This window comes from Blastococcus sp. SYSU D00695, assembly GCF_054050555.1.
In genome coordinates, this window is record NZ_JBJGZP010000019.1 from 35843 (window position 1) to 60560 (window position 24718).

General features: G+C 73.0%; 22 protein-coding genes. 13 read left to right on the forward strand and 9 right to left on the reverse strand.

The features are described from left to right. Window positions 1–4 precede the first annotated feature (4 nt). On the forward strand, window positions 5–1222 hold the full coding sequence (locus ACI781_RS13475; RefSeq protein ID WP_456566619.1) for an acetyl-CoA C-acetyltransferase: 1218 nt from the start codon (window positions 5–7) through the stop codon (window positions 1220–1222). Next, window positions 1219–1671, forward strand: coding sequence for a MaoC family dehydratase (locus tag ACI781_RS13480; RefSeq protein ID WP_456566620.1), 453 nt, complete (start codon window positions 1219–1221; stop codon window positions 1669–1671). Before ACI781_RS13475 ends, ACI781_RS13480 begins: the two co-directional genes overlap by 4 nt. Window positions 1672–1809: 138 nt before the next feature. Here the strand turns inward: ACI781_RS13480 and ACI781_RS13485 are convergent, their stop codons facing one another. Further along, complete coding sequence (locus tag ACI781_RS13485; RefSeq protein ID WP_456566621.1) at window positions 1810–2454, reverse strand: TetR/AcrR family transcriptional regulator; 645 nt, start codon at window positions 2452–2454, stop codon at window positions 1810–1812. A 171-nt stretch (window positions 2455–2625) separates the two neighbouring features. On the opposite strand from ACI781_RS13485, the gene ACI781_RS13490 reads away from it, so the two are divergent. The 4 genes from ACI781_RS13490 (at window position 2626) to ACI781_RS13505 (ending at window position 6859) form a co-directional block, all read left to right on the forward strand. After that, window positions 2626–3579 carry a helix-turn-helix transcriptional regulator gene (locus ACI781_RS13490; protein ID WP_456566622.1) on the forward strand — a complete coding sequence of 318 codons (954 nt, stop codon included), beginning with the start codon at window positions 2626–2628 and terminating at the stop codon, window positions 3577–3579. A 180-nt stretch (window positions 3580–3759) separates the two neighbouring features. After that, entirely contained in the window at window positions 3760–4998 is a 1239-nt protein-coding gene (locus ACI781_RS13495; protein WP_456566623.1) for an aspartate aminotransferase family protein, read from the forward strand. 94 nt (window positions 4999–5092) lie between these two features. After that, window positions 5093–5953, forward strand: a complete 861-nt coding sequence (locus tag ACI781_RS13500) for a mycofactocin-coupled SDR family oxidoreductase (RefSeq protein WP_456566624.1) — start codon at window positions 5093–5095, stop codon at window positions 5951–5953. A gap of 42 nt (window positions 5954–5995) precedes the next feature. Next, a complete protein-coding gene (locus ACI781_RS13505; RefSeq protein ID WP_456566625.1) occupies window positions 5996–6859 on the forward strand; it encodes a mycofactocin-coupled SDR family oxidoreductase in 864 nt (287 codons plus the stop codon). Between the two features lie 18 nt (window positions 6860–6877). Here the strand turns inward: ACI781_RS13505 and ACI781_RS13510 are convergent, their stop codons facing one another. The 3 genes from ACI781_RS13510 to ACI781_RS13520 form a co-directional block, all read right to left on the reverse strand. Next, a complete protein-coding gene (locus ACI781_RS13510) occupies window positions 6878–7489 on the reverse strand; it encodes a TetR/AcrR family transcriptional regulator (RefSeq protein WP_456566626.1) in 612 nt (203 codons plus the stop codon). Window positions 7490–7674: 185 nt separating this feature from the next. Continuing rightward, window positions 7675–9180, reverse strand: coding sequence for a flavin-containing monooxygenase (locus ACI781_RS13515; protein ID WP_456566627.1), 1506 nt, complete (start codon window positions 9178–9180; stop codon window positions 7675–7677). Window positions 9181–9202: 22 nt separating this feature from the next. After that, window positions 9203–10072 carry an alpha/beta fold hydrolase gene (locus ACI781_RS13520; RefSeq protein ID WP_456566628.1) on the reverse strand — a complete coding sequence of 290 codons (870 nt, stop codon included), beginning with the start codon at window positions 10070–10072 and terminating at the stop codon, window positions 9203–9205. A gap of 343 nt (window positions 10073–10415) precedes the next feature. On the opposite strand from ACI781_RS13520, the gene ACI781_RS13525 reads away from it, so the two are divergent. The 3 genes from ACI781_RS13525 (at window position 10416) to ACI781_RS13535 (ending at window position 14357) form a co-directional block, all read left to right on the forward strand. Continuing rightward, the gene (locus ACI781_RS13525; RefSeq protein WP_456566629.1) at window positions 10416–11858 is read left to right on the forward strand and encodes an APC family permease; all 1443 of its coding nucleotides are present in this window, start codon (window positions 10416–10418) and stop codon (window positions 11856–11858) included. 211 nt (window positions 11859–12069) lie between these two features. After that, window positions 12070–13185, forward strand: a complete 1116-nt coding sequence (locus ACI781_RS13530) for an alpha/beta hydrolase fold domain-containing protein (protein WP_456566630.1) — start codon at window positions 12070–12072, stop codon at window positions 13183–13185. Between the two features lie 56 nt (window positions 13186–13241). Continuing rightward, window positions 13242–14357: an alpha/beta hydrolase fold domain-containing protein gene (locus ACI781_RS13535; RefSeq protein ID WP_456566631.1), complete on the forward strand. Its 1116-nt coding sequence runs from the start codon at window positions 13242–13244 to the stop codon at window positions 14355–14357. 49 nt (window positions 14358–14406) lie between these two features. Here the strand turns inward: ACI781_RS13535 and ACI781_RS13540 are convergent, their stop codons facing one another. Next, window positions 14407–14979: a TetR/AcrR family transcriptional regulator gene (locus ACI781_RS13540; protein WP_456566632.1), complete on the reverse strand. Its 573-nt coding sequence runs from the start codon at window positions 14977–14979 to the stop codon at window positions 14407–14409. A gap of 95 nt (window positions 14980–15074) precedes the next feature. Here ACI781_RS13540 and ACI781_RS13545 point away from each other — a divergent pair, with 95 nt between their 5' ends. The 4 genes from ACI781_RS13545 (at window position 15075) to ACI781_RS13560 (ending at window position 19867) form a co-directional block, all read left to right on the forward strand. Then, entirely contained in the window at window positions 15075–16619 is a 1545-nt protein-coding gene (locus tag ACI781_RS13545) for an MFS transporter (protein ID WP_456566633.1), read from the forward strand. 247 nt (window positions 16620–16866) lie between these two features. Beyond that, window positions 16867–17958, forward strand: a complete 1092-nt coding sequence (locus ACI781_RS13550; protein WP_456566634.1) for an LLM class flavin-dependent oxidoreductase — start codon at window positions 16867–16869, stop codon at window positions 17956–17958. A 72-nt stretch (window positions 17959–18030) separates the two neighbouring features. Then, on the forward strand, window positions 18031–18894 hold the full coding sequence (locus ACI781_RS13555) for a mycofactocin-coupled SDR family oxidoreductase (RefSeq protein WP_456566635.1): 864 nt from the start codon (window positions 18031–18033) through the stop codon (window positions 18892–18894). 91 nt (window positions 18895–18985) lie between these two features. Further along, window positions 18986–19867 (forward strand): NAD(P)-dependent oxidoreductase, encoded by an 882-nt coding sequence (locus ACI781_RS13560; protein ID WP_456566636.1) that lies wholly within the window; start codon window positions 18986–18988, stop codon window positions 19865–19867. Window positions 19868–19958: 91 nt separating this feature from the next. Here the strand turns inward: ACI781_RS13560 and ACI781_RS13565 are convergent, their stop codons facing one another. Genes ACI781_RS13565 through ACI781_RS13580 form a run of 4 tightly spaced genes read right to left on the reverse strand, consistent with a single transcriptional unit; the run spans window position 19959 to window position 23935 of the window. Further along, window positions 19959–21119: an ABC transporter ATP-binding protein gene (locus tag ACI781_RS13565; protein ID WP_456566637.1), complete on the reverse strand. Its 1161-nt coding sequence runs from the start codon at window positions 21117–21119 to the stop codon at window positions 19959–19961. Next, entirely contained in the window at window positions 21116–21922 is an 807-nt protein-coding gene (locus tag ACI781_RS13570; protein WP_456566638.1) for an ABC transporter permease, read from the reverse strand. Before ACI781_RS13570 ends, ACI781_RS13565 begins: the two co-directional genes overlap by 4 nt. Next, window positions 21919–22845: an ABC transporter permease gene (locus tag ACI781_RS13575; RefSeq protein WP_456566639.1), complete on the reverse strand. Its 927-nt coding sequence runs from the start codon at window positions 22843–22845 to the stop codon at window positions 21919–21921. Before ACI781_RS13575 ends, ACI781_RS13570 begins: the two co-directional genes overlap by 4 nt. 19 nt (window positions 22846–22864) lie before the next feature. Further along, window positions 22865–23935, reverse strand: coding sequence for an extracellular solute-binding protein (locus tag ACI781_RS13580; RefSeq protein ID WP_456566640.1), 1071 nt, complete (start codon window positions 23933–23935; stop codon window positions 22865–22867). Between the last annotated feature and the right edge of the window lie 783 nt (window positions 23936–24718).

Consider the following 24718-nt stretch of genomic DNA (forward strand, 5'->3'; position numbering starts at 1 on the left):
CTCCATGCCCGAAGCCGTCGTCGTCTCCGTGGCCCGATCGCCCATCGGCCGGGCCTTCAAGGGGTCGCTGAGGGGCATGCGCCCCGACGACCTGACCGTCCAGATGGTGCAGGCCGCCCTCGCCAAGGTCCCCGAGCTCGACCCCCGTGAGATCGACGACCTCATCCTGGGCTGCGGCAGCCCGGCCGGCGAGCACGGGAACAACCTCGGGCGCTCGGTCGCCGTCCTCGCCGGGCTCGACGAGGTCGCCGGCGTCACGGTCAACCGCTACTGCTCCAGCAGCCTGCAGACCACGCGCATGGCCTTCCACGCCATCAAGGCGGGGGAGGGGAACGTGTTCCTCTCCGCCGGCGTCGAGGCGGTCAGCCGCTACGCCAAGGGGTCCGCCGACGGCCTGCCCGGCACCGACAACCCGCTGTTCGACGAGGCGAAGGCCCGGACCGAGGAGTTCGCCGCCGGTGGCCGCACCTGGTCCGACCCGCGCGAGCAGGGTCTGCTCCCCGACGTCTACATCTCGATGGGCCAGACCGCCGAGAACGTCGCGCAGCTCAAGGGCGTGACCCGCGCCGAGCAGGACGCCTTCGGCGTCCGCAGCCAGAACCTCGCCGAGAAGGCCATCGCCAACGGCTTCTGGGCCCGCGAGATCACCCCGGTCACGCTGCCCGACGGCACCGTGGTCAGCACCGACGACGGCCCGCGGGCGGGCGTGACCCTGGAGGCGGTGTCCTCGCTGCAGCCGGTGTTCCGCCCCGACGGCACCGTCACGGCCGGCAACTGCTGCGCGCTCAACGACGGCGCGGCCGTGGCCGTGATCATGTCCGACGTCAAGGCCCGCGAGCTGGGGCTGACGCCGCTGGCCCGCATCGTCAGCACCGGCGTGTCCGGCCTGTCGCCGGAGATCATGGGCCTCGGCCCGGTCGAGGCGTCCCGGCGGGCGCTGGCCAACGCCGGCCTGACGATCGACGACATCGACCTGGTCGAGATCAACGAGGCCTTCGCCGCGCAGGTGATCCCGTCGGCCCGCGAGCTGGGCATCGACGAGGAGAAGCTGAACGTCAACGGTGGCGCCATCGCCGTCGGGCACCCCTTCGGCATGACCGGCGCCCGGATCACCGGCACGCTGATCAACTCGCTGCAGTGGCACGACAAGCAGTTCGGTCTCGAGACCATGTGCGTCGGTGGCGGTCAGGGCATGGCCCTGGTGCTGGAGCGCCTGTCGTGAGGGTCTTCCAGGGCATCCCGGACATGGAGGCGGCGGTCGGGGAGCACCTGGGCTGGTCCGACTGGCACACCGTCACCCAGAAGCAGATCGACCTCTTCGCCGAGGCCACGGGTGACCACCAGTGGATCCACGTCGACCCCGAGGCCGCGGCCAAGGGCCCGTTCGGCACGACGATCGCCCACGGGTACCTCACCCTGAGCCTGCTGCCGCTGCTCGTGGTGCAGGTCTACTCGATCAAGGGCATCTCGATGGGCGTGAATTACGGGGCGAACAAGGTCCGCTTCCCGGCGCCGGTGCCGGTGGACTCGCGGCTGCGGGCCGGCGTCGAGCTGCTCTCGGTCACGCCGGGGGCCGGCGGCTACCAGGTCGTCGAGCGGGTCACCGTCGAGGTGGACGGCGGCGGCAAGCCCGCCTGCGTCGCCGACTCGGTGAGCGTCCTCGTCCCCTGATTCCCCCTGGGCCGTCGCGGTAGGCGCGGCCCTCTCCCGACCGGGTCCGGTCGGCGTCCCACCGGGGCGCCGGCCGGACCCGTCGCACGTCCGGGGCCGGACGGGCCCGCGACGCCCGCCGGGCCGGCGAGCGCCGGGTCACGCCGTCCGGGTGCCCAGTGCTCCAGCGGTGGGGGAGCAGGCGGACGGCACCAGGCGGCCCTCGGCCAGTGCGGCCGTCGCCTCCACGAGGTCCGCGAGCGCGCGCAGGTCCGCCTCGTCGTCCTGGCGGGCCAGTCGCTGCAGGATGAGACCGTCGAGGCCTGCGGCGAAGACCCGTGACACGTCGGCGATGGGCCGGGCCGGCACCGTCCCCGCCCGCGACGCCGCGCGACGCAGCCAGTGCGTGAACGCGTCGTCGAGCTCGCGCTGGTACTCGGTGATCGTCGGGTGCAGGGACCTCGACCTCAGGCCGAGGATGACCAGCTCGGTGAGCAGCTGGTAGATCTCCGGGCGGGTCAGCACGCTGTCCCAGAGCCGCTCGGCCAGCATCTCGACCGCCGAGCGGAACGAGACGCCCGGCGGCAGGTCGCCGTCGCGGACGTGGTCGGTGACCTCGGTGGTCAGCTGCTCGATCACGGCGCGGTACAACTCGTCCTTGCTGCCGTACACGTAGTGCACCATCGCCTGGGCGATGCCGAGCTCGGACGCGATCGCCCGCGTGCTCGCGGCGGCGACCCCGTCGCGCATCATGACGTCGATGGCAGCGCGGATCAGCTGCTGTCGGCGTTCTGCTGCGCTCACGTGGGCCACGGGAGGATCGTAGGAGAACGCGACGGGTTCGTGACAAGTGAATGGCCGTTCGACCTTGTCAGGTGAACAACTCGGACGTAGCGTTGCCCGCGACACGCGACGACCGGGCGCCCGGCCAGGTTCCGGGCCGTCCCCGATCATGCTTCTGGGAGGTCCCCCGGGATGACGGCGGTGCTGGCTCGCAGCGGCTTCGAGGTGAGCGGCCTGAGCGGGCCCGAGCGCGTACGCGCGTGGAGCAGGGCCTGGGCGGCCAGCGGCATCGCCGATGCCGCATCGGTGCCCGAGCAGGCGACGGACTTCCACGGCCGGATCCGGCGGCGGAGCCTCCACGACCTCGTGGTCGTCGACGTCGAGGCCGATCCGTTCACCAGTCTGTGGGACAGCACCTCCGTGGCCGCGGGCTACGTGGGCATCTCCGTGAACACCCGCCGCTTCCGCGAGCGCGTGGTCTACGGGGACCGCCGCGAGTTCGTCGCGACCTCCTCGGTCGACGTGTGGGACCCGACCATCCTCGTGGAGTCCGAGGTGCTCGGGCCGATGGCCCAGAAGGTCCTGCTCGTCCCCAAGACCGCCCTGCACATGGGCAAGAACTGCTCGTTGCTGCTGCGGGACGCCCACACGGAGCACGACCAGGCGCTGCTCCGACTGCTGCGCAGCGTGGTGCTCAGCGTCGCCGCGGACGCCGACCGGTTCGGCGCGTCGGCCGCGGTCGCCGCGCGCAACGCCGTCGTGGACCTGCTGCTCAGCGTCGTGCAGGAGCGCCGGCAGCCGTCGGGGGTCGCGGTCAGCGAGAGCATGCGCCTGGCTGTCAGTCGCTGGGTCGACGAGAACCTGCACCTGGGGCAGCTGTCCCCGGCGCAGGCCGCCGAGAAGCACGGCATCTCGGTCCGGTCGCTGCACCGGCTGTTCAGCGACTCCGGGGACAGCTTCGGCTCCCTGGTCCGCCGTCGCCGTCTCGACCGCGCCGGGCGCGACCTGCTGCAGACCGACGACATGGTGCAGTCGATCGCGATGCGCTGGGGCTACGCCGACGCCAGTCAGTTCATCAACGAGTTCAAGCGGGCCCACGGCAGCACCCCGGCCGCCCATCGCAAGGCCCGCCGCGCCACCGGCTGACGGCTGTGACGTGGCGCCACCATCACCTGGCGCGCTGACCCAATGTCCCCGGCGCCGTCCTGGGTGACGGTGGAGGACACCGGACCGCACGGGTCGGTGGAAAGGGGACTGGTCATGCAGGCGCGGTGGAGCAACTCGAAGGCTCTCTGGGACAGGGCTGTCCAGAGCATCGGCGGCGGCGTGCCCTCGGGCGTCCGGGCCGGGGCCAAGCCACACCAGATCTACTTCGAGTCGGCCAAGGGCGCTCGAATGACCGACATCGACGGCAACAGCTACATCGACTACGTGGCCGGCTGGGGGCCCCTGCTGCTCGGGCACGCGCACCCGGCGGTCACCGCCGCGGCCCACGCCCAGCTCGACCGGGGCATCATGTTCGGCGGTGGCAGCCGCGAGGAGGTCCTGGCGGCCGAGAGCTTCCTCGAGGCCCTGGGCTGGGCCGGGCGCATGCTCTGGACCAACACCGGCACCGAGGCCGTGCAGATCGCCCTGCGCCTGGCGCGGGCCCACACGAGCCGCGACGTCGTCGTCAAGCTCGGCGGCGGCTACCACGGCTGGCACGACACCGTCATGGCGAGCTACTACAACTACGGGCGCGGCGGTCAGCCGATCCCGCAGTCGCTCGGCCAGCCGGCGTCCTCGATCCAGGACCTGCGCATCGGCCTGTACGGCGACCTCGAGCAGCTCGCGGGCCTGTTCGCGGCCGAGCCTGGCAAGATCGCCGCTGTCCTGGTCGACCCGACCTCGTCGAACACCGGTGCCGTCACCCCGCCGCCCGGCTACCTCGAGGGCCTGCGTCGCATGTGCGACGAGAACGGCACGGTGCTCATCTTCGACGAGGTCGTCTCCGGTCTCCGGCTCGGGCTCTCCGGCGCCTCCGGCCGCTTCGGGGTGACCCCGGACCTGGCCACCTTCGGCAAGGCGATCGGCAGCGGCTTCCCCGTGTCCGCGGTCGCCGGCCGGGCGGACATCATCGACCTGGTCACCAAGGGCGCCATGCACGGCGGCACGTTCAACGGCAACCCGCTCTCCATGAGCGCGGTCATCGCCACCCTGGAGACCCTCTCCCAGCCCGGCGTGTACGAGCGCATCGAGCAGAACGCCTCCGCGCTGGCCGACGGGATCCAGGCCGCCGCGAACTCCGCCGGTCGCGACGTGCACGTCCACCACCTCGGGGCGGTCGCCCTCGTCGGACCCGGGCTCACCCAGCTCAACGGTCCGGACGACTGGATGGTCGCCGACTGGGACTACTGGAGCGCGCAGGTCATCCCGGCGATGCTGGCGCACGGCATCTACCTGCTCCCGGGTGGGCGTCTGTTCCTGTCCACCGAGCACGGCGAGGCCGAGACGGCCGAGACGGTCGCGGCCTTCGAGAAGGTCTTCGCCGAGCTCCCGGCGCCGAAGATGCGCACCGCCGCCTGACCCCACGGGTCCGCTCGACCTGGAGGGCGGCAGGGAGCGCCTCGACGCCCCTGTCGCCCTCCTTCACCAACCACTCAGAGAGAACAGGATCGACATGGGTCTGCTGGACGGCAAGGTCGTGCTCATCACGGGCGGCGCGCGGGGACAGGGGCGGGCTCACGCCCTGCTGTCCGCGCAGGAGGGTGCCGACGTCGTCGTCGTCGACATCGGCACCGACATCGCGACGGTGCCCTACGGGCTCGGGCAGGAGAGCGACCTGCAGGAGACCGTCCGGCTCGTCGAGCAGCTGGACCGCCGCGCGCTCGCCGTGGTGGCCGACGTCCGGTCCCAGACGGCGCTCGAGGAGGCCGTCCAGCGGGCCATCGCCGAGTTCGGCAAGGTGGACGCGCTCATCGCGAACGCGGGCATCCTCAGCGTCGGGCCGGTGTGGGAGCTGACCGACGAGCAGTGGCAGGACATGATCGACGTCAACCTGACCGGGGTGTGGCGGTCGGTCAAGGCCGTGCTGCCCCACATGATCGAGCAGGGCAGCGGCTCGATCGTCCTCACGTCCTCGCAGAACGGCGAGGAGCCCGAGGAGGGCGTCGGGCACTACACGGCCGCCAAGCACGGCGTGCTGGGCCTGATGAAGTCGGTCGCGCAGGAGGCTGCCCGGCACGGCATCCGCTGCAACGCGGTGAAGCCGGGCTTCGTCAACTCCCCGATGACCACGTGGCCCGGGATGCTGGACCGCTACGCGGGCCAGGAGGGCGCCGGCACCGTCGAGCACGCCGTGCAGGCGGGCTACCAGTACAACGCCCTGCCCCGTCCGGCCATGGCGCCCGAGGCGATCGCCCGGGCCGCCCTGTTCCTCAACTCCGAGCTGGCCGCGGACGTCACCGGCGTCGCGCTCGACGTGGACGGCGGGCACCGGGTGCTCCCGCACATGAACCTCGAGGTCCTCTTCGCGGGCTGAGGCACGACGACCGATCGTTCGACCGACGACGAAGGGAACGAGATGGGACTGCTCGACGGCAAGGTCGCCCTGATCACCGGGGCCGGACGGGGGCAGGGCCGCGCCCACGCCCTCATCTCGGCCCGCGAGGGCGCCGACGTGATCGTGCTGGACACCGACGACACCCAGTTCGACTCGGTGCCCTACGAGCTGTCGTCGAAGGAGGACCTCGACGAGACCGTCCGCCAGGTTGAGCAGTTGGACCGGCGCGCGATCGCGGTGACCGGTGACGTCCGCCGGCAGGAGGACCTGGACGACGCCGTCCGGCAGGGCATCGAGGCGTTCGGGAAGATCGACATCCTGATCGCCAACGCCGGCATCGTCAGCATGGCCCCGATCTGGGACATCACCGACGAGATGTGGCAGGACATGATCGACGTCAACCTCACCGGGGTGTGGCGGTCGGTCAAGGCGGTGCTGCCGCACATGCGCGAGCAGCGCGGCGGCTCGATCGTCCTGACCTCCTCGACCAACGGTCGTGAGCCCGGTGAGGAGCTGACGCACTACACCGCGGCGAAGCACGGTGTGCTGGGCCTGATGAAGAGCGTCGCGCTCGAGGGCGCCGAGTGCGGGATCCGCTGCAACGCGATCATGCCCGGGTCGATCAACACCGCGATGATCCAGTTCCCCTACATCCTCGACAAGATGGCCGGCCAGCCCGGCGCGGGGACGCTCGAGCACGCGCTCGTCGCGGGGTACCACTACCACGCGCTGCCCGAGCCGTCGATGCCGCCGGAGGTCACGGCGAAGACGGCGCTCTACCTGAACTCGGACCTCGCGTCCGTCGTCACCGGCGTGGCGATCCCGGTCGACGCCGGCCACGCGCTGCTGCCCGGCGTCAACATGAACCCGGCCGCACTGCGCTGACCCCGGAGCCGGGGAGGACTACCGGGCGCGCAGCATCTGCGAGACCAACGCCCAGCAGTCCTCCTCGGCCCGGCGCGCGGCCGTCGCCCGGTCCGGGTACCACCCGGGGGCACGGTCGCACAGGGCGATGACCGCCTGCACCAGCACCGGCGTGGCCGGGAGAGTGCCGGGGGTCGTCGCCCTGACGCGTTCCAGGACCTCGCCGAGCAGCCGGCGGTAGTCGTCGAGGTACGCCTGGACGACCGCCCGCTCTGCCGGGTCGGTGAGCAGCTGTCCGGCGCGCATCGCGTCCAGCAGACGGTCGACCGCGTCTGCGATCCCGGAGTGCAGCTGCTGGCGGACGTGCCGGCGCACGAGCGTCTCGAGCCGGTCCCAGGGGGCCGCCGACGGATCGTCGAGCGCCACCACCTCCGCCCGGAAGCTCGCCAGTCCGGCGGTGAGCGCCGCGACGAGCACGGCCTCCTTCGACGGGAAGTGGTTGTACACCGCGGGAGCGCCGATGCCGGCCCGGGCCGCGACGTCCTTCATGCTCACGGACTCGAAGCTGCGCGCGCCGAACAGGTCGGTCGCCGCCTCGAGGATGAGCGCGCGGGTGCGCTCGCCGCGCAGGATCCGCCCGTCCCGGGACACCGGCGGAGGCGGCTCGGCGGTCCGGGCCCGCGGCGGACCGGCGGCCACTCCGGCGACGTCCCTCGCTCGGGCCACCGCGACCCCGCGGCCGGCGGCTGTGGACCCGGAAACGAGGTGCGGCCCGCGGGCGGTGTCTCCGCCCGCGGGCCGCACGCCCGTCCCCCGCGGATCACGCGGGGGAGTCGTCACGCGAGAGCCGCGGCCGCGTGCCCCGTGTAGGCGGCCGGGTCGAACTCCGCGCACTCGTCGCGGAACCGGTGGGCGAAGTCGGGCCAGGACAGCGTGGCCTTCCCGCTGCGCGGGTCGATGTACCAGCTGGTGCAGCCACCGCGCATGATGACGGTCCCGGCCGACAGCTCGTCGAGCCGCGCGGCGTAGCGGTCCTCGAGCTCCCGGCTCACCTCGAGGACGGGGCGGCCGTTCGCGGCCCGCCACTCGATGGCGGACACGACGTGGTCGACCTGCGCCTCGATCATGTAGATCAGGGAGTTGTGGCCCAGGCTGGTGCCCGGCCCGTTGACCACGAAGAAGTTCGGGTACCCGGCCACGGCGGTCGAGTTGTACGCCTGCATGCCGTGCGCCCAGTGGGCGCCGAGGTCGATGCCCAGCCGGCCCGTGATGCGGTGCGAGGACGGCAGGTCGAAGGTCTCGAAGCCGGTGGCGAAGACGAGGACGTCGAGGTCGTAGGCGTTCCCCGCGGCGCTCACGACCCGCTCGCCCTCGATGCGGCCCAGGGCGCTGGGCTCCAGGCGCACGTTGGGCTTCTGCAGCGCCGGGTAGTAGTCGTCGGACGCCAGGACGCGCTTGCAGCCGATCTCGTAGTCCGGCGTGAGCAGCGCGCGCAGCTCGGGGTCGGTCACCTGCGCGTTCAGGTGGTCGAGGGCCTGGCTGCGGGCCTCGGCCAGGAACTCCGGCACCTGGCGGCGGGCGGCGAAGCGCGAGTCGTTGTACCAGAACAGCATCTCGCGCATCTCGTCCATCGACTGCTGGTCACGACGGAAGAGACGCTTCTCGGCGTCGCTGAAGGCACGGTCGTAGCGCGGCCGCACGTAGGGGGCCGACCGCTGGAAGACGACGAGCTCGGAGGCGATGTCGGCGATCTCGGGCACGATCTGCAGCGCAGAGGCACCCGTGCCGATGACGCCGACGCGGCGACCGGCCAGCGACGTGTTGTGGTCCCAGCGGGCCGAGTGGAACAGGTCCCCGGTGAAGGACTCGAGGCCGGGCACGTCCGGGTACTTGACGTCGGTGAGGTGCCCGGTCGCGGAGACGAGGATCTCGGCGCGGTAGACGCCGCGGGGCGTGGTCACGACCCAGCGCTCGGCATCCGCGTCCCAGCGGGCGTCCAGCATGTCCGCGCCGAAGCGCATGTGCGGGACGAGGCCCTCCTCGCGGGCCGTCTCGCGCAGGTACTCCCAGATCTCGGCGCCGGGGGAGTACATCCGCGACCACTCGGGGTTGGTCCGGTAGGAGAAGGAGTAGAGCGGGGACGGGACGTCGCAGGCCACACCCGGGTAGGTGTTGTCGCGCCAGGCCCCGCCGACGTCCTCGGCGCGCTCCAGGATCACGAAGGACTCGATCCCGCGGCGGCGCAGCTGGATGCCGGTGCCCAGGCCGGAGAAGCCTGCGCCGACGACGATGACCTCGACGTCGGCCAGGGGGTCAGTGCTGTCGACTGACGTGGTGGACATGGTCACTCCTCGGTCGGGGGGATCAGGGACGACGGGGCGGCAGGACGCTGCCGGCCGGGTACCGGTGGGGGTGGGCGCTGAAGGTGTTGATGAGGTGCACGATCTCGGCGCCACGCTCGGCGATCATCGCGTGCCCGGCGGTGACCTCGGTGTAACGGGCGTCCTCGATGGCGCCGAAGAGGCGCTTGCCCTGCCGCTTCGGGGTCATGATGTCGTCGGTGCCCGCCACGACCAGCGTGGGGCTGGTGATGTGCGGGACGACGCGGGAGAGGTCGACGGCCCGGTTGATCTTCATCTGCTGCGCCACGTCGTCGTCGTTGCGGGCGCTGGCGAACATGTACCCCAGCTCGTCGGGGCCGAGCAGGCCCAGGAACGAGGGGCTGAACGCGCAGAAGACGTGGTAGCGCGCGAAGGCGTCCTGGTCGGAGCGCAGGGCGTGCCAGACGTCGTTGCGGAGGGTCTGCTGCGTGTCGGTCTTCAGCCAGCCGGCGCACAGCACGAGCGCGCCGATCGACTCGGGCCTGCGGGCCGCCGCCGTGGCCGCGACGACCGCACCCAGGGAGTACCCGACGAGCGTGACCTGCCGCCCGGGCAGCACCTCGTCCAGCACGGCCAGCACCTGGGCCGCCAGCTGCTCCGGGCCCTGCGCCGGGTCGCCCTCGGGCGTGGCGAGGTCGAGGGAGACGACCCGCTGCTCGGTGGTGAGCATGGGGAAGAGGAAGGAGAAGTGGCGGCGGGTGCTCCCACCGGTGCCGTGCACCAGCACCACGGGCGCCTTGTCCGTGGGCTCCTCGACCGAGTCGTACCACCGGACGTCCAGGCCACCGACGGTGAGGGTGCCCTCCTTGACCGGTACGCCGAGCTCGGACGGGGCGGTCGTGGCTGTCGACATCAGGGGCGTGCCTTCCGGATTGGATAAACGGTCGTTCATAAAGTCGGTCCTCGCGGGCCTCCCGTCAACGCCCCTCCGGGGTGAGGAGCCGCGGGCGACGCGGGGGCCCGACCGCGTGGCACCGAGAGCCAATCAGTCCGCCGGTTCCGGTCGCACGATTCGGCGACCGACACGGCCGGCGCCGGGCATCGGGCGATGCGTGGCGCCGGCTCATCACCACCCATCCGGAGGGGCACTCGTGGCAGACCGCCACTCATCGACAGCACGACCCGCACCTGCCCACCCCGGCACCGACGCCCGACCGCAGGACCGTCTCGAGGGCAACCTCGGCACCGTCGGCCTGATGTTCACCGCACTGGCCTTCAACGCGCCGCTGGGCGTCATGGCCGCGACCGTCCCGATCGTCATCGGCGGCGGCATCGGCGGCGGCACCCCGCTCGTCTACCTCGGGGTGCTGGTCCTCTTCCTCGTCTTCGCCGTCGCCCTGGTGACGATGGCGCGGCACATGAAGAAGCCCGGCGCCTTCTACACGTACCTGACCGCGGGGCTCGGCCGCAGTGCCGGACTGGGCGGCGGGCTGGTCGCCCTCGTCGTCTACTTCGGCTTGGGCGCCTCGACCTACATCGTCCTCGGGTTCAGCAACCAGAGGCTCATCCACGACGTGCTCGGCGGACCCGACATCCCGTGGTGGGCCATCTCGCTGGCCGCCTGGGTGGTCATCTCGACGCTCAGCCTGTTCAACATCGACGTCTCCGTGCGGGTGCTCGGCATCGCCCTGGCCCTCGAACTGGTCATCGTCGCGGTGTGGAGCGTCTTCGTCGTGGTCGACGGCGGCCCCGAGGGCCGCGGCGTCGACCTGACCGACCAGATCGCCATCGGCCCGCTGGCCTTCGCGCTGCTGTGGGGCGCGTCCTGCATGGGTGGCTTCGAGTCCATCCAGGTGTTCCGCGACGAGACCCGGGACCCGGGCCGGACGATCCCGCGGGCCACCTACCTGACCGTCGGGTTCCTTGCCGTCTTCTACTGCCTCGGCTCCTACGTCTACCTCGTCGCGTACGGGACCGAGGGTGCGATGGCGACCGCGGCCGACCCGACGACGTCGTTCATGGCCAGCCTCGGCCTGTACGTCGGCACCTTCCTCAAGGCCCTCGGGTACGTGCTGGCCTTCACCAGCGCGATCGCCGCACTGCTGGCCATCCACGGCATCGCCGCCCGGTACACCTTCGCCCTCGCCCGGGACGGGGTCTTCCCGCGCCGGCTGGGCACCGTGCACCCGCGCTTCCGCTCGCCGCTCGTCGCGGCGGTGGCCGTCGCCGGGGTGGTGCTCGTGCTCGCTCTCGGGCCGGCCGTGCTGGGCATGGACTCGGTGCTCGCCTACAAGATCGAGTACGGCCTGTCGAGCTTCGCCATGGTCGCCCTCTTCGCGGGGACCGCGCTGGCCACGCTGGTGTTCTTCGCCCGCGCCGAGAACCGGGGCCTGCGGATCTCCCCGTGGAAGCGCCTGGGGGCACCCGGGGTGTCCCTGGCGGGCATGCTGGTCATCCTCTTCCTGGCGGTCAGCCACCGGGACTCGCTGTTCAGCACCGCCGAGCGCGGGACGATCGGCATCGGCGTCATCGTGCTCGTGGCCGTCGCCGGGATCGGGTACGCCCGCTGGCTCAAGGTCCGCCGGCCCGACGTGTACGAGCGGATCGGTGACCAGGACGAGAACGGCGTCCTCGTGCCCCTCACCGAGGCCGAGGCGCGCGCCGAGGCGGGCGACCGGGAGTCCGGCCGCCTGGTCTGAGAACGACCGCCGCGCCGCCGGGGACCCCGGTGGCGCGGCGCCCGGGGGGGGGGGGGGGGGGGGGCGCGGCCCGCCCCCCCCCCCCCCCCCCCCCCCCCCCCCCCCCCCCCCCCCCCCCCCCCCCCCCCCCCCCCCCCCCCCCCCCCCCCCCCCCCCCCCCCCCCCCCCCCCCCCGACCCCATCCAGCAGGCCGCACCGCAGGAGGAACGGGATGAGCACGCCGCAGGAACCCGCCACCGCGCCGGGACGCCTCGGCGACCCCGGGCTGGGGCCCGGCACCGACCCGCGGACCGACGGCCTGCTCAGGCCGCTTCTGCTCGCCTTCGGCGTGGGAGAGGCGACGCGGTCGGAGGCCCCGGACGGGCCCGTCCTCCCCGAGCAGGTCGCCGACGTGGCCCGCACCCTCCACGAGCAGTACGAGCAGCTGGCCGCGCAGATCCCGCTGGAGCTGCCCGGCGACGAGCGGGTGCGGGTCGTCCGCAGCCGGCGGTGCGTGATCACCCCGGACGGCCGCGAGCTCGAGCTCGGCATCACGCGCCCCGAGGGCGTCGACGGCGTCCTCCCGTGCGTGGTCTACCTGCACGGCGGCGAGCTGGTGTTCGCCTGGACCTGGAACCGGATCCACCAGCAGTGGTGCACCGACCTGGCCGCGGCCGGCGCGGTCGTCGTCCAGGTGGACTTCCGCAACGCCTGGACCCCCGAGGGCTTCCACCCCTTCCCGGCCGCGCTCGACGACTGCATCGCCGCGCTGAGCTGGGTGCACGACCACCGGGCGGAGCTCGGCATCGGCTCGGTCGTGCTGCAGGGGGAGTCCGGCGGCGGCAACCTCGCGATCGCGACGGCGCTGCGGGCCAAGCGCGAGGGGCTGCTGGACGCCATCGACGGCGTGCACGCCCACGCCCCCCTGATCATGCGCGAGAAGGGGTGGGACGAGGAGCGGGTGCGGCGAGAGCTGCCCTCCCGCCGGGAGAACGAGGGCTACCTCATCAGCGACGCGGCGGAGTTCGAGGTCCAGGCGGAGGCCTACGACCCGGGTGGCCGGCACGCCCAGGAGCCGCTGGCGTGGCCGCTGAACGCGACGGTGGAGGACCTGGCCGGCCTGCCGCCGCACGTCGTCGTGGTCGACGAGCTGGACCCGCTGCGCGACGAGGGCATCGCCTACCAGCGGCGCCTCACGGCCGCGGGCGTGCCGGCGCTCGGGCGCGTCGAGCTGGGCATGGTGCACTGCGGGGCGTTCACCTTCCGCCAGGCGCTGGCCCCGTACTACATGGCGCAGGTCCGTGACGTCGTGTCCTTCGCCCGCTCCCTGCTGCCGGCCGACGCCTGAGCAGCGGCGGGCCGGCACTCCCAACCCGTGCACACTGCGCCGCAGGAGGAACCGTGATGAGCACGCCGAAGGACCTCGCCACCGCGCCCGGACGGCTGGGCGACCCCGGGCTCGGGCCGGGTACCGACCCACGGACCGACGGCGTGCTGCGGCCGGTGCTGCTGCAGTTCGGGCTGGGGGAGGCGAACCGGGGCCCGGCGGTGTCCGGTCCTGCGACCGCCGACACCGTCGCCGAGGTGGCGGCCCGGCTGCACGAGCAGTACGAGCAGCTGGCCGCGCAGATCCCGCTCGAACTGCCCGGCGACGAGCACGTGCGCGTCTCCCGGACCCGGCGCACCGTGCCCACGTCCGACGGCCGCGAGGTGGAGCTCGGCATCACGCGCCCCGAGGGCGTCGACGGCGTCCTCCCGTGCGTGGTCTACCTGCACGGTGGGGCGATGGTCTTCGCCTCGACCTGGAACCGGATCCACGAACAGTGGTGCACCGACCTGGCTGCGGCCGGCGCGGTCGTCGTCCAGGTGGACTTCCGCAACGCCTGGACCCCCGAGGGGGCCCACCCCTTCCCGGCCACGCTCGACGACTGCATCGCGGCGCTGTCGTGGGTGCACGACCACCGGGACGAGCTCGGCATCGGTGCCGTCGTGCTGCAGGGGGAGTCCGGCGGTGGGAACCTCGCCCTCGCGACGGCGCTGCGGGCCAAGCGGGACGGCCTGCTGCACGCCGTCGACGGCGTCCACGTCCACGCCCCCCTGATCGCCCGGGAGGCGGGCCGGGACGAGGAGCGGCTGCCTCGTGAGCTGCCCTCCCGCCGGGAGAACGAGGGCTACCTGATCGGCGACGCCGCGGAGTTCGAGATGCTGGCCGAGGCGTACGACCCGGGTGGCCGGCACGCGGGGGAGCCGCTGGCCTGGCCGCTGAACGCGACGGTGGAGGAGCTGACCGGTCTGCCCCCGCACGTCGTCGTGGTCGACGAGCTCGACCCCCTGCGCGACGAGGGCGTCGCCTACCAGCGACGGCTCACGGCCGCCGGTGTCCCCGCGGTGGGCCTGCTCAACCTCGGCATGGTGCACTGCGCGGCTTTCACCTTCCGCCAGGGGCTGGCCCCGTACTACATGGCGGAGGTCGGGCACGTCGTGACCTTCGCCCGCTCCTTCCTCCCGACTGCCACCTGAGAGGCGCGGGTCCGGACCTCGGGGCCCGCCGTCGGCCGGGCCCGCGCCGTCAGGACGACGGCAGCGGGCCCGTGCCGCGGGTGAGCGACAGCAGCAGCTCCCGCGTGCGGCCCAGCTGTGCCGCGTCGACGCCGCCCTCGTAGAGGTGCGCGACGGAGGCCCCGTCCGCGGCCCGGGTGATGACGACGACCCGGTCGGGGTGCAGGCCGTCGTCGGCGAAGAGCCGGTCCCACCGCTGCCGGTCCTCGGCGAGGAGCGCCTGCACCCACGGGACCGGCGCGAGCACCGCGGTCAGGACGACGTAGTCCGAGGCCGGGCTCTGGTCCGCGAGCGCGTCGAAGGTGGCGTTGACGTACGCGCGCACGATCCGTCCCGCGGCGTGGTCGCGGGGGTCCGCGGCGGCCTCGACGGCGGCCCGGAAGTGCTCGACGAGGTCCGTCGCCACCGCCAGCAGCAACTGGTTGCGGGTGGGGAAGTGGTGCAGCAGGCCGGCCTTGGACACCCCGGCCTGCCGGGCGACGACGTCCAGGCTCACCCCGGCTCCCTGGGCGGCGACCGCGGCCGCCGCCGCGTCGAGCACCGCGCGGCGCGTCCGCGCCGGATCCCGCACCTGACCCTGCACGCTGGACCTCCTCTTCCCCCCGCCGGGTGGCGGGTGACTGCTGTCACCGACCAAATGGTAGGCACAACCGACCAACTGGTAGGTACAGTACTCCTGTGAGCACTTCCTCCCCTCAGCGCACCCCGGTCGACGGGACGGCGGAGGTCCCGGCACGGGCGGGTCGCCGCGCCTGGGCGGCCCTCGCGGCCCTGACCCTGGCGGTCACCCTCCTCGCCGTCGACGGGACGGTCCTGGCCCTGGCCGTCCCCTCCCTCACCGCCGATCTCGGCGCCACCAGCAGCCAGGTCCTGTGGATCGGCGACGCCTACTCCTTCGCCCTCGCCGGCCTGCTCATCACGATGGGCACGCTCGCCGACCGGATCGGCCGCAAGCGCCTGCTCCTGATCGGCGTCGCCGCCTTCGGTGCCGCCTCGCTGCTGGCCGCGCTCGCCCCCACCGCGGGCTGGCTGATCGCCGCCCGGGTCGCGCTGGGCGTGGCCGGGGCGACGCTCATGCCCTCGACGCTGTCGATCGTGCGGTCGCTGTTCCCGGACGACTCCCAGCGCACCCGCGCGATCGCGATCTGGTCGGCCGGCACCGCCGGCGGTGCGGCGCTCGGGCCGCTGGTCGGCGGCCTGCTGCTCGAGCACTTCTGGTGGGGCTCGGTCTTCGTCATCAACCTGCCGGTGATGGCCGTCGTCCTGGTGGCCGTGGCCTGGCTGGTGCCCGAGTCGCGCAACCCCGCCCCGGGGCGCTTCGACCTGCTCAGCGCGCTGCTGTCGGTCGCGACCATCGTGCCGCTGGTGTGGGCGGTCAAGCACTCCGCCGCCGACGGGGTCGACCTCGCCGCCCTCGTCTCCGCCCTGCTGGGCGTCGTCGCCGGCGTCGTCTTCGTGCGGCGGCAGCGCCGGCTCCCGGACCCGCTGGTCGACGTGACGCTCTTCGCGCGGCCGGCCTTCAGCGGCACGGTCGCGGTCAGCCTCATCGCGATCTTCGCGTTCAGCGGACTGCTGTTCTTCTTCTCCCAGTACCTGCAGCTCGTGCGCGGCTTCTCCCCGCTGCAGTCCGGGCTGCGCGAGCTCCCGGTCACGCTGGCGGCCATGGTGGTCGCGGCCATCGCCGTCTGGGTGATCACGCGCCTGGGTGTCGGGCGGGCCCTGGGCTCCTCGCTGCTGGTCGCGGCCGCGGGCCTCGGCCTGCTGGCGGTCGCCGAGGGGGCCGAGGGCTACCTGTGGCTCGGCGTCGCCCTGGCGCTGGTCGGTCTCGGTCTGGGGATCGCCTTCACCGCGTCGACCGACGCGATCCTCAGCACGGTGCCCCGCGAGCGGGCGGGGGCGGCCTCGGCGATCTCGGAGATGTCCTACGAGCTCGGTGTCGCCCTGGGCATCGCCCTGCTGGGTAGCCTGCACGCCGTCCTCTACCGGTCCGCGCTGCCGGACCTGTCCGGCGTCCCGGAGGGCGCCCGGGAGGCGGTCGAGGAGTCGCTCGCCACGGGGAGCCACGTCCTGGGCGCCGACGCCGGCGCCGCGGGGCTCCTGGACCAGGCGCGCGAGGCCTTCACCGAGGCCATGCAGTCGACGTCGGTGATCGCCGCGGTCCTCCTGGTGCTCGCCGGGCTGCTGGCCGTGCGGATCGTGCCGTCGGTCCGCAGGCGGGGCTGACGGCAGGGACCGCGGGAGCGGCAGTCACGGCGGCAGGGCCCGGCGCGCGCGGCAGCGCGGCCGGGCCCTGTCCGCGGTGGGGCAGCGGGGGAGCGGGATGTCGCCGGCCACCAACCCGTTGGCACGGGCGCACGATGCCGGGGAGGCTGCTGTTGCGAGGGTCGTTCCACGACGACGGGGTGCCACCCGTCCCGCGGCGGGTCGCCCCGGCGCCGCCGCCCCTCCTGACGAGTCCCCGGAGGTCTCGATGGACATCGGTCTCTTCTACGCCCACACGCTGCCCGAGACAGCGCCCGCCGACGGCTTCGAGTGGGACGTGCAGGTCGCGCGCTGGGCCGAGGAGTACGGCATCGCCGAGGCCTGGTTCTCCGAGCACTTCACCGAGGGCTACGAGCGCTGGAGCTCCCCCGAGCTGCACATCGCGGCGCTGGCGCGCGAGACGACGAGGCTGAAGCTGGGCACGGCCGCGAACCTGTTGCCCTACCACAACCCGGTGGCGCTGGCCTACCGGCTGATGGCGCTGGACCACATCACCCGCGGCCGCCTGATCGTCGGGTTCGGCGCCGGTGCCTACCCGACCGACGCCCAGCTGTTCCGCACCGAGCTGCCGGCGCAGAACCACGAGATGCTGGAGGAGGCCCAGGACCTCATCCGTCGCATCTGGGCCAACACCGGCGAGGCCGAGGTCATCGAGGGCAAGTACTTCGGTGCCGACATCCCCTCGGTGGACAACCCGCTGCTGCTGGGCAACCACTGGCGTCCCTACCAGGAGGGCGGGCCGCGCGTGGCGCTGGCGGCGTTCTCCCCGCGTTCGTCGACGGTGAAGAAGGCCGGCACCCGCGGGGACATCCCGCTGAGCATCGCGATGACCGACGAGTACCTCGCCGGCCACTGGGAGGTCTACGAGGAGGGCGCCGCGAGCACCGGCGTCACCCCCGACCGCCGCGACTGGCGCGTGGTGCGCGACGTGATCGTCGCCGACACGGACGAGGAGGCCTTCGAGCTGGCCACGTCGCCCCAGCTGCGCCGTCACCAGGAGGACTGGGTGATCCCGCACAACCTGGAGCTGATCAAGATGCGGCTGCCCGAGGGCACCCGCGCCGAGGACATCGACCTCGAGTACGTCGCCCGCAACCGGTGGATCGTCGGCTCGGTGGACACGGTCGTGGAGAAGCTGGCGGTGGAGTACGAGCGCTGCGGCGGGTTCGGCACGCTGCTGGCCTACAACTACGACTTCCACACCGAGCCGACCGCCTTCCGCCGGCACCTGGAGCTGCTGGGCACGGAGGTCGCCCCCCGCCTGACCGAGCGGGTGGGGGAGCTGGAGCCCGCCTCCTGAGACCGCGGCGGCCGCGGCCGCCACCGGTCCCCACAGCGGGCGACCGGACCAACCTGGGACGAAGGAGACGAGATGGGACTGCTCGACGGCAAGGTCGCTCTGATCACCGGCGCCGGACGGGGCCAGGGCCGCGCGCACGCCCTGGTCTCGGCCCGCGAGGGCGCCGACGTGATCGTCCTGGACACCGACAGCACCTCGATCGCGTCGGTGCCCTACGAGCTGTCCTCGGCGGAGGACCTCGCCGAGACCGTCCGCCAGGTCGAGCAGCTGGACCGACGCGCGATCGGGGTCACGGGCGACGTGCGCCGCCAGGAGGACCTCGACGGCGCCGTGCGGCAGGGGCTCGAGGCGTTCGGGAAGATCGACATCCTCATCGCCAACGCCGGCATCGTCAGCATGGCCCCCATCTGGGACATCACCGACGACATGTGGCAGGACTCCCTGGACGTCAACCTGACCGGGGTGTGGCGCTCGGTCAAGGCGGTGCTCCCGCACATGCGCGAGCAGCGCAGCGGGTCCATCGTGATGACGTCGTCGACCAACGGGCGGGAACCCGCCGCCGAGTACGCGCACTACACCGCGGCCAAGCACGGCGTGCTGGGCCTCATGAAGAGCGTCGCGCTGGAAGGTGCCGAGTACGGCATCCGCTGCAACGCGATCATGCCCGGCGCCATCGACACCCACCAGGTGCGGTTCCCCTACATCCTGGACAAGATGGCCGGCCGCACGGGCGCGGGCACCCCGGAGCACCTGCCGGCCGCCGGCTACCGCTACCACGCGCTGGCCCAGCCCATGATGGCTCCCGAGGTCACGGCGAAGACGGCGCTGTACCTGAACTCCGACCTCGCCTCGGTCGTCACCGGCGCCGCCATCCCGGTCGACGCCGGCCACTCCCTGCTGCCCGGCGTCAACATCGACCCCGCCGCGCTGCGCTGACCCGGCGGCGGACCGGAGACGGTCCCTCCCGCCGCCCGTGGCAGTCCCGACAGCGCACGACGCCCGGCCAGCGGGCAGGACGGAGCAGACAGTGCAGAACGGTCAGCAGGAGGGACCCGTCGCGGTCCTGGGGTGCGGCCTGATGGGCAGCGCCGTCATCCGGGCCCTGGTGGGCGCCGGGCACGACCTGGTCATCTGGAACCGGACCCCCGCCAAGGCCGACGCGCTCGTCGGGGACCGCGTGCGCGCCGTCCCCACCGCGCGCGAGGCGGTCGAGGCCGCGCCGGTCGTGATCAGCGTCCTCACCGACGACGACGCCGTCCGGCAGGCCCTGACCGACACGCCGCTGTCCGGCCGGACACTGGTCAACCTGACGCAGGGCAGCCCCGCGCAGGTGGTCGAGGCACAGGAGTGGGTCACCGCCCGCGGGGCCCGCTACCTCGACGGCGTGATCATGGCGTACCCGGCCGACATCGGCGGCGAGGACACCGTCGTCAACTACTCCGGGCCTGCCGACGTCCACCGCGCGCTGGAGCCGGTGCTCCGCGCACTGGGCGGGGCGTCCCGGTACCTCGGCGAGGACGTCCGCGCCGCCGCGGTCCTCGACGTGGCCGCGGTCGGCCTGTTCACCATCCCCGCGCTCACCAGCTACGCCGAGTCGACGTCCTTCGCCCTCGCCCACGCGGTCCCGGTGGAGGTCCTCGAGGAGCGGGTCGACCGCAGCCTGCGCTCGCTGCGCCGGCAGATGCTGGGCATCCTGCGCGCCGTGGCCAGCGGCGACCACGCGACCGACCAGGCGACCGCGGACACCTACGGCACCGCCGCCCACCACTTCCTGGAGGCGGTCGCCGAGGCCGGGCACCGCAGCCGCCAGCTGGAGGCCGCGGTGGCGTCGCTGGACGACGTCCGCCACGCCGGCGAGGGGGACCTGGGCATCTCCGCGGTGGCGGCCCACCGGCCCGGCGGGAGCTGATCCACCGGTTCTGATCCGCCGGGTACGAGAACGGGGGCCCGACACGCACCGCGTGACGGGCCCCCGTCGTCGTGCCAGGGCCGGCCGGAGGTCAGACGGCGACCCGCGGGTCCGCCTCGGCCGCCTCGGTCACCGAGGGGTCGGCCGGGACGAGCGTGCCCGCCTCCGGGTGCCACCGCAGGCGGACCGGCTCGCCCGGGGCGCATGACTGGCGGGGCGCCATCTCGTCGACGAAGAAGGTGCGCCCCTGGCTGGCCACGACCAGCCGGCGGCGGCCGCCCAGGTAGACGACGTCCTCGATGACGCCGTCGACGCCGTTCTCCCCGGCTCCGAGCTGCTCGCCGGGCGCCAGCGCGCTCACCCGCTCCGGCCGCAGCACGAGCGCGGCGCGGCTGCCCTCGCGGGCGTCGCCGGCCGCCACGACCCGGCTGTCGCCGCAGTCGAGCTCGACGCGCCCGCCGCTGCTGTGCACGACCGTGCCCTGCAGGACGTTCGAGTCGCCGAGGAACTCCGCGACGAACAGCGACCGGGGCCGCTCGTAGAGGTCCTGGGCGGTGCCGACCTGCTCGATCCGCCCGGTGTTGAACACCGCGATGTGGTCGGAGAGCGCGAGGGCCTCCTCCTGGTCGTGCGTGACGAACACGAACGTCACGCCCAGCTCCCGGTGGATGCGCTTGATCTCCAGCTGCAGGCTCTCGCGCAGCCGCTTGTCGAGCGCGCCCAGCGGCTCGTCGAGCAGCAGCAGCCGGGGCTTGAAGACCAGCGCCCGGGCCAGCGCCACGCGCTGCTGCTGACCACCCGACAGCTCCCGCGGGTAGCGGCGGGACAGGTGGCCCAGGCCGACGACGTCGAGCATCTCGCCGACGGCGCGGGCGGTCTCGGCCTTGGACACCCCGCGCTGGCGCAGGGGGAAGGCGACGTTGGCGTCGACCCGCATGTGCGGGAAGAGGGCGTACTGCTGGAACACCACGCCGATGTCGCGCTTGTGCGGCGGCACGCCGACGAGCGGCTTGCCGCCCATCAGGATCTGGCCGGCGTCCGGCTCGACGAAGCCCGCGACCATGTTCAGGGTCGTGGTCTTGCCCGAGCCGCTCGGGCCCAGCAGCGTCATGAACTCGCCCGCCGCGATCGACAGGTCGATCCCGTCGAGTGCGACCGAGTCCTTGTAGGTCTTGCGGAGGCCGGTCAGTTCCAGGGCGACGCCGTGGAAGGCCGAGCTGTCGAGGCCGCTGTGGGCAACGGGTTCGGTCATCGGGCTCGTCGGCTCCTCAGGGTCGCGGTGAGAGCGGCCACCACGAGCAGGGTCGTCGTGATGGCGACCAGCAGGGTGGAGGCGGCCGCGATCGTCGGGTCGATCTCGGCGGTGACGCTCTGGTAGATCTGCACGGGCAGGGTCCGGGCGAAGGGGCCGGACAGGAACAGGGACACGATCGCCTCGTCGAACGACGTCAGGAAGGCGAACAGGGCGCCGGTGAGCACGCCCGGCGCGATCAGCGGGAGCGTCACCTGGCGGAACGTCGCCAGCGGCCCCGCACCCAGGCTGTGGGCGGCCCGGAGCAGTTGCTGGTCGAACGTCGACAGCGAGGCCGAGACCGCGATGACGACCATCGGGATGGCGAGCGCGGTGTGCGCGAGGACGTACCCGGTGGAGGTCTGGGTCAGCCCCCACTTGAGGAACACGGAGAAGATGCCGATCGCGACGATGATCCCGGGGAGGATCGTCGGTGCGGCGACCAGGCCCCGGGTGGGGACCCGCCACCGCCCGCGGCCCATGACCAGGGCGAGGGCCGCGGCCGTGCCCAGCACCGTGGCGATCAGCGTGACGATCGCGCCGACCTGCAGGGAGAGCAGCGCGGCGTCCACCCATCCCTGGTCGGTGAACAGGTTCTCGTACCACCGCGTGGACCAGCCCGTCGGCGGGAAGACGAAGCTCGGCTTGTCCGTGAAGCTCAGCGGGATGACGACCAGCGTCGGCGCGACCAGCAGGACGGCGACCAGCGTGCAGAAGCCACCCAGCAGGACGCGGCCGAGCCGCGTCGAGGGGAATCGGGTCACGACGAGCCTCCCAGCCCGAGAGCGCGGGTCAGTCGCCGGGTGACGAGGGCGACGACCCCGAGCAGGACGAGGGTCACCACCAGCAGCACCAGCGCCATGGCGCCGCCGCGGCCGAAGTCGGCGAGCCGGTTGACCTGGATGTAGATCTGCTGGGAGATCAGGCTGTTGCGCGTCCCACCCAGCAGCGCCGGCGTGAAGTAGAAGCCGAGCGACAGGACGAACACGAGCATCCCGCCCGCCAGCAGGCCGGGGACGGCCAGCGGCAGGTAGATGCGGATGAAGGCGACCGTCGGACGCGCGCCGAGGCTGCGGCCGGCGTCCAGCAGGCGCGAGTCGATGCGCGTGAGGGTGCTGTACAGCGGCAGCACGAGGAACGGCAGCAGCAGCTGGGTCGTGCCGATCGTCATGCCCAGCGTGTTGCCGGTGAGCCGGATGCCCTCGATGCCGAAGGCCTTCAGGGCCGCCTGCACCGGGCCGGTGTCCTGCAGGAGCACCACCCAGGCGTAGGTCCGCACGACGAGGTTGGACCAGAACGGCAGCATGACGGCGCCCAGCAGCAGCAGGCGGACGCGGGGGCCGGCGACCGACATCAGGTAGGCGTAGGGGAATCCCACCAGCACGCAGATCGCCGTGCACCAGGCGGCGACCAGGAAGGTGCGCCGCAGGATGGTCATCTCGACCGGGTCGGAGAAGTACCGCGTGTAGTTCTCGAAGACGCCGGTCCCCTCGGGGACGTCGGTGAAGCTGCGGACGAAGACCTCGAGGACGGGGTAGGCGAAGATCACGCCCAGGAAGAGGAGTGCGGGCCAGATGAGGAGCCCCACCGGGAGGTGGCGGCCCCGCGCCCCCGGCAGCGACCGCGAGGGGCCGCTGCCGGGGGTCGGGGTGCCCACCGCCGGGGAGGCAGTGGTCGACGTGCTCATGATCTGGGGTTCTCCTGGATCAACCGGAGACGACGCGGTTCCACTCTGCGTACGCTTCCTCGGCGTTCTCCGACCACCACGGGACGTTGAACTCGTAGGTCACGTTGATCTGGTCCTCGTTGTAGATCGGGATCACCGACTTGTACTCCTCGCTCACGTCGGGCTCCGTGTCCAGCGTGGCCGGGCTGTAGGGCAGCTCCTCGTAGAAGCCGACCGACGCCGGGGTGGCCAGCCACTGCAGGAACGCCCACTGGGCCTCCGGTGCCTGGGAGCCCTTGACCGCGTAGGCCATGTCCCAGCCCAGCCAGGTGCGGTCCCACACGATGCCGACGTTGGCACCGTTCTCGATTGCGCTGGCGATGCGGCCCGTGTAGCACAGGCACATCGCGAAGTCGCCGGACTCGACGGCGGAGCCCATCTGGGCGAGCGTCGGCTGCACGACCAGGTCGCTGCCGAGGTCGTTGTTGATGCGCTCGACCCGGGCCCAGTCGATCGGGAACATCTGGTCGGGCTCGACCCCGTCGGCGGCCAGCAGCGGCTCGACCGACCCGGTCGGCGAGTTGAAGTACATCCGCTTGCCGGGGAAACGCTCGGTGTCGAGGAAGTCGCTCATCTGGGTGGGCGGGTCGTCCCCGAACAGGTCGGCGTTGTAGACCAGCGTGCTGGCCTGGACGATGATCGGCACCCCGCAGTCGTCGGAGACGTACCGCTCGTCGACCTGGCTCATGTCGAAGTCGTCGGGGCGTTCCTCGAACAGGACGCCGCAGTTCGCGGCGCCGACGCCCGGGTCGAGGTCGACGACGTCCCAGGTGGTCTGACCGGCCTCGACCATCGCCTGCACGCGGGCGACGTCGCTGGGGCTGTCGGTGGCGAACTGGACGCCGGTCTCCTCGGAGAACGGGTCGAGCCAGCCGGCCTGGGCGGCTTCGAGGCCCAGCCCGCCGTAGTTCACGAAGACGAGACGCTGCCCCTCGAGGGAGCCGTCGCCGTTCCCGCCGCCGCCGGAGTCGTTGTCACCTCCTCCGCCGCACGAGGAGAGCAGGAGGACGGCGAGACCGGCAGCTGCGGCCTTGCGTCGGGGGTGTTCCATCGGGGACTCCGATCCGGGAACGGCGGGGGACGGGGCGGCGACGGCTCCGGGGTGCACGACCGGGGCCGGTTCCGTCGACCGTGGACGCGTCCTCGGAGGACCCGAGTCGGCGCCGGTCGTCGGTTCGCAGAAGTCTCTGGGGTGGTTCGGACAGGGGATTGGGCGAGAGTGCCACGGAATGTGTCGCAGGTGACACGCCCCCGCGAGGGGTCGGCACCCGGCGAGGACCGCCGGTGCCGGCGTGATCGGGCATGCGGGGTGGCGCCCCGGGGGTGGTCGTTCGACCGTGCCGGGTCCGGAAACGGCAGGTCCGCGCGGACGCCGCGCTCGCAGGTGGCGGGCCACGGCCCGGATGGCGCCGGGGTGGCGCGCCGGGGCGGCAGTGTCCGGGCCGCGCCGGTGGGCGGGGACGCCGACGCCCGACGGGCTCCACTGGCATGCGGGGGTCGGGCCGCGGCCGATCGTGGATCCGTGCCAGGGGGAGGCGGCCCGGGGCAGGCGCCCGGCAGGGGGCGTCGTGCTGGGAGGCGGGGTGTGCCGCCGGCCCTGGGGCGCTCGTCCCGGGCGGGCGGCCGTCGGTCGACGAGGCCCGTCCGCGGTCACCCGGTGTTGCAGGGAGGACCGGCTGCATGCCGTGCCCCTAGGCGGGGACCCACCCGGGGGCGACCGCGCCGTGCGGAACAGGGGTCCTGGTCGGTGGCGCGCCGTGGTCCGGCCTCCTCGCGCCCGGGGCGGGCGAGGGGCGCGGGACGTCCGGCGCCGTGGACACGCAGGAAACGTAGC

Coding starts and splice junctions, on each gene's coding strand:
- ACI781_RS13580 (WP_456566640.1), bottom strand. CDS start 23,935: ATGGAACACCCCCGACGCAAGGCCGCAGCTGCCGGTCTCGCCGTCCTC.
- ACI781_RS13555 (WP_456566635.1), top strand. CDS start 18,031: ATGGGACTGCTCGACGGCAAGGTCGCTCTGATCACCGGCGCCGGACGG.
- ACI781_RS13565 (WP_456566637.1), bottom strand. CDS start 21,119: ATGACCGAACCCGTTGCCCACAGCGGCCTCGACAGCTCGGCCTTCCAC.
- ACI781_RS13535 (WP_456566631.1), top strand. CDS start 13,242: ATGAGCACGCCGAAGGACCTCGCCACCGCGCCCGGACGGCTGGGCGAC.
- ACI781_RS13505 (WP_456566625.1), top strand. CDS start 5,996: ATGGGACTGCTCGACGGCAAGGTCGCCCTGATCACCGGGGCCGGACGG.
- ACI781_RS13515 (WP_456566627.1), bottom strand. CDS start 9,180: ATGTCCACCACGTCAGTCGACAGCACTGACCCCCTGGCCGACGTCGAG.
- ACI781_RS13500 (WP_456566624.1), top strand. CDS start 5,093: ATGGGTCTGCTGGACGGCAAGGTCGTGCTCATCACGGGCGGCGCGCGG.
- ACI781_RS13490 (WP_456566622.1), top strand. CDS start 2,626: ATGACGGCGGTGCTGGCTCGCAGCGGCTTCGAGGTGAGCGGCCTGAGC.
- ACI781_RS13475 (WP_456566619.1), top strand. CDS start 5: ATGCCCGAAGCCGTCGTCGTCTCCGTGGCCCGATCGCCCATCGGCCGG.
- ACI781_RS13530 (WP_456566630.1), top strand. CDS start 12,070: ATGAGCACGCCGCAGGAACCCGCCACCGCGCCGGGACGCCTCGGCGAC.
- ACI781_RS13520 (WP_456566628.1), bottom strand. CDS start 10,072: ATGTCGACAGCCACGACCGCCCCGTCCGAGCTCGGCGTACCGGTCAAG.
- ACI781_RS13525 (WP_456566629.1), top strand. CDS start 10,416: ATGTTCACCGCACTGGCCTTCAACGCGCCGCTGGGCGTCATGGCCGCG.
- ACI781_RS13575 (WP_456566639.1), bottom strand. CDS start 22,845: ATGAGCACGTCGACCACTGCCTCCCCGGCGGTGGGCACCCCGACCCCC.
- ACI781_RS13550 (WP_456566634.1), top strand. CDS start 16,867: ATGGACATCGGTCTCTTCTACGCCCACACGCTGCCCGAGACAGCGCCC.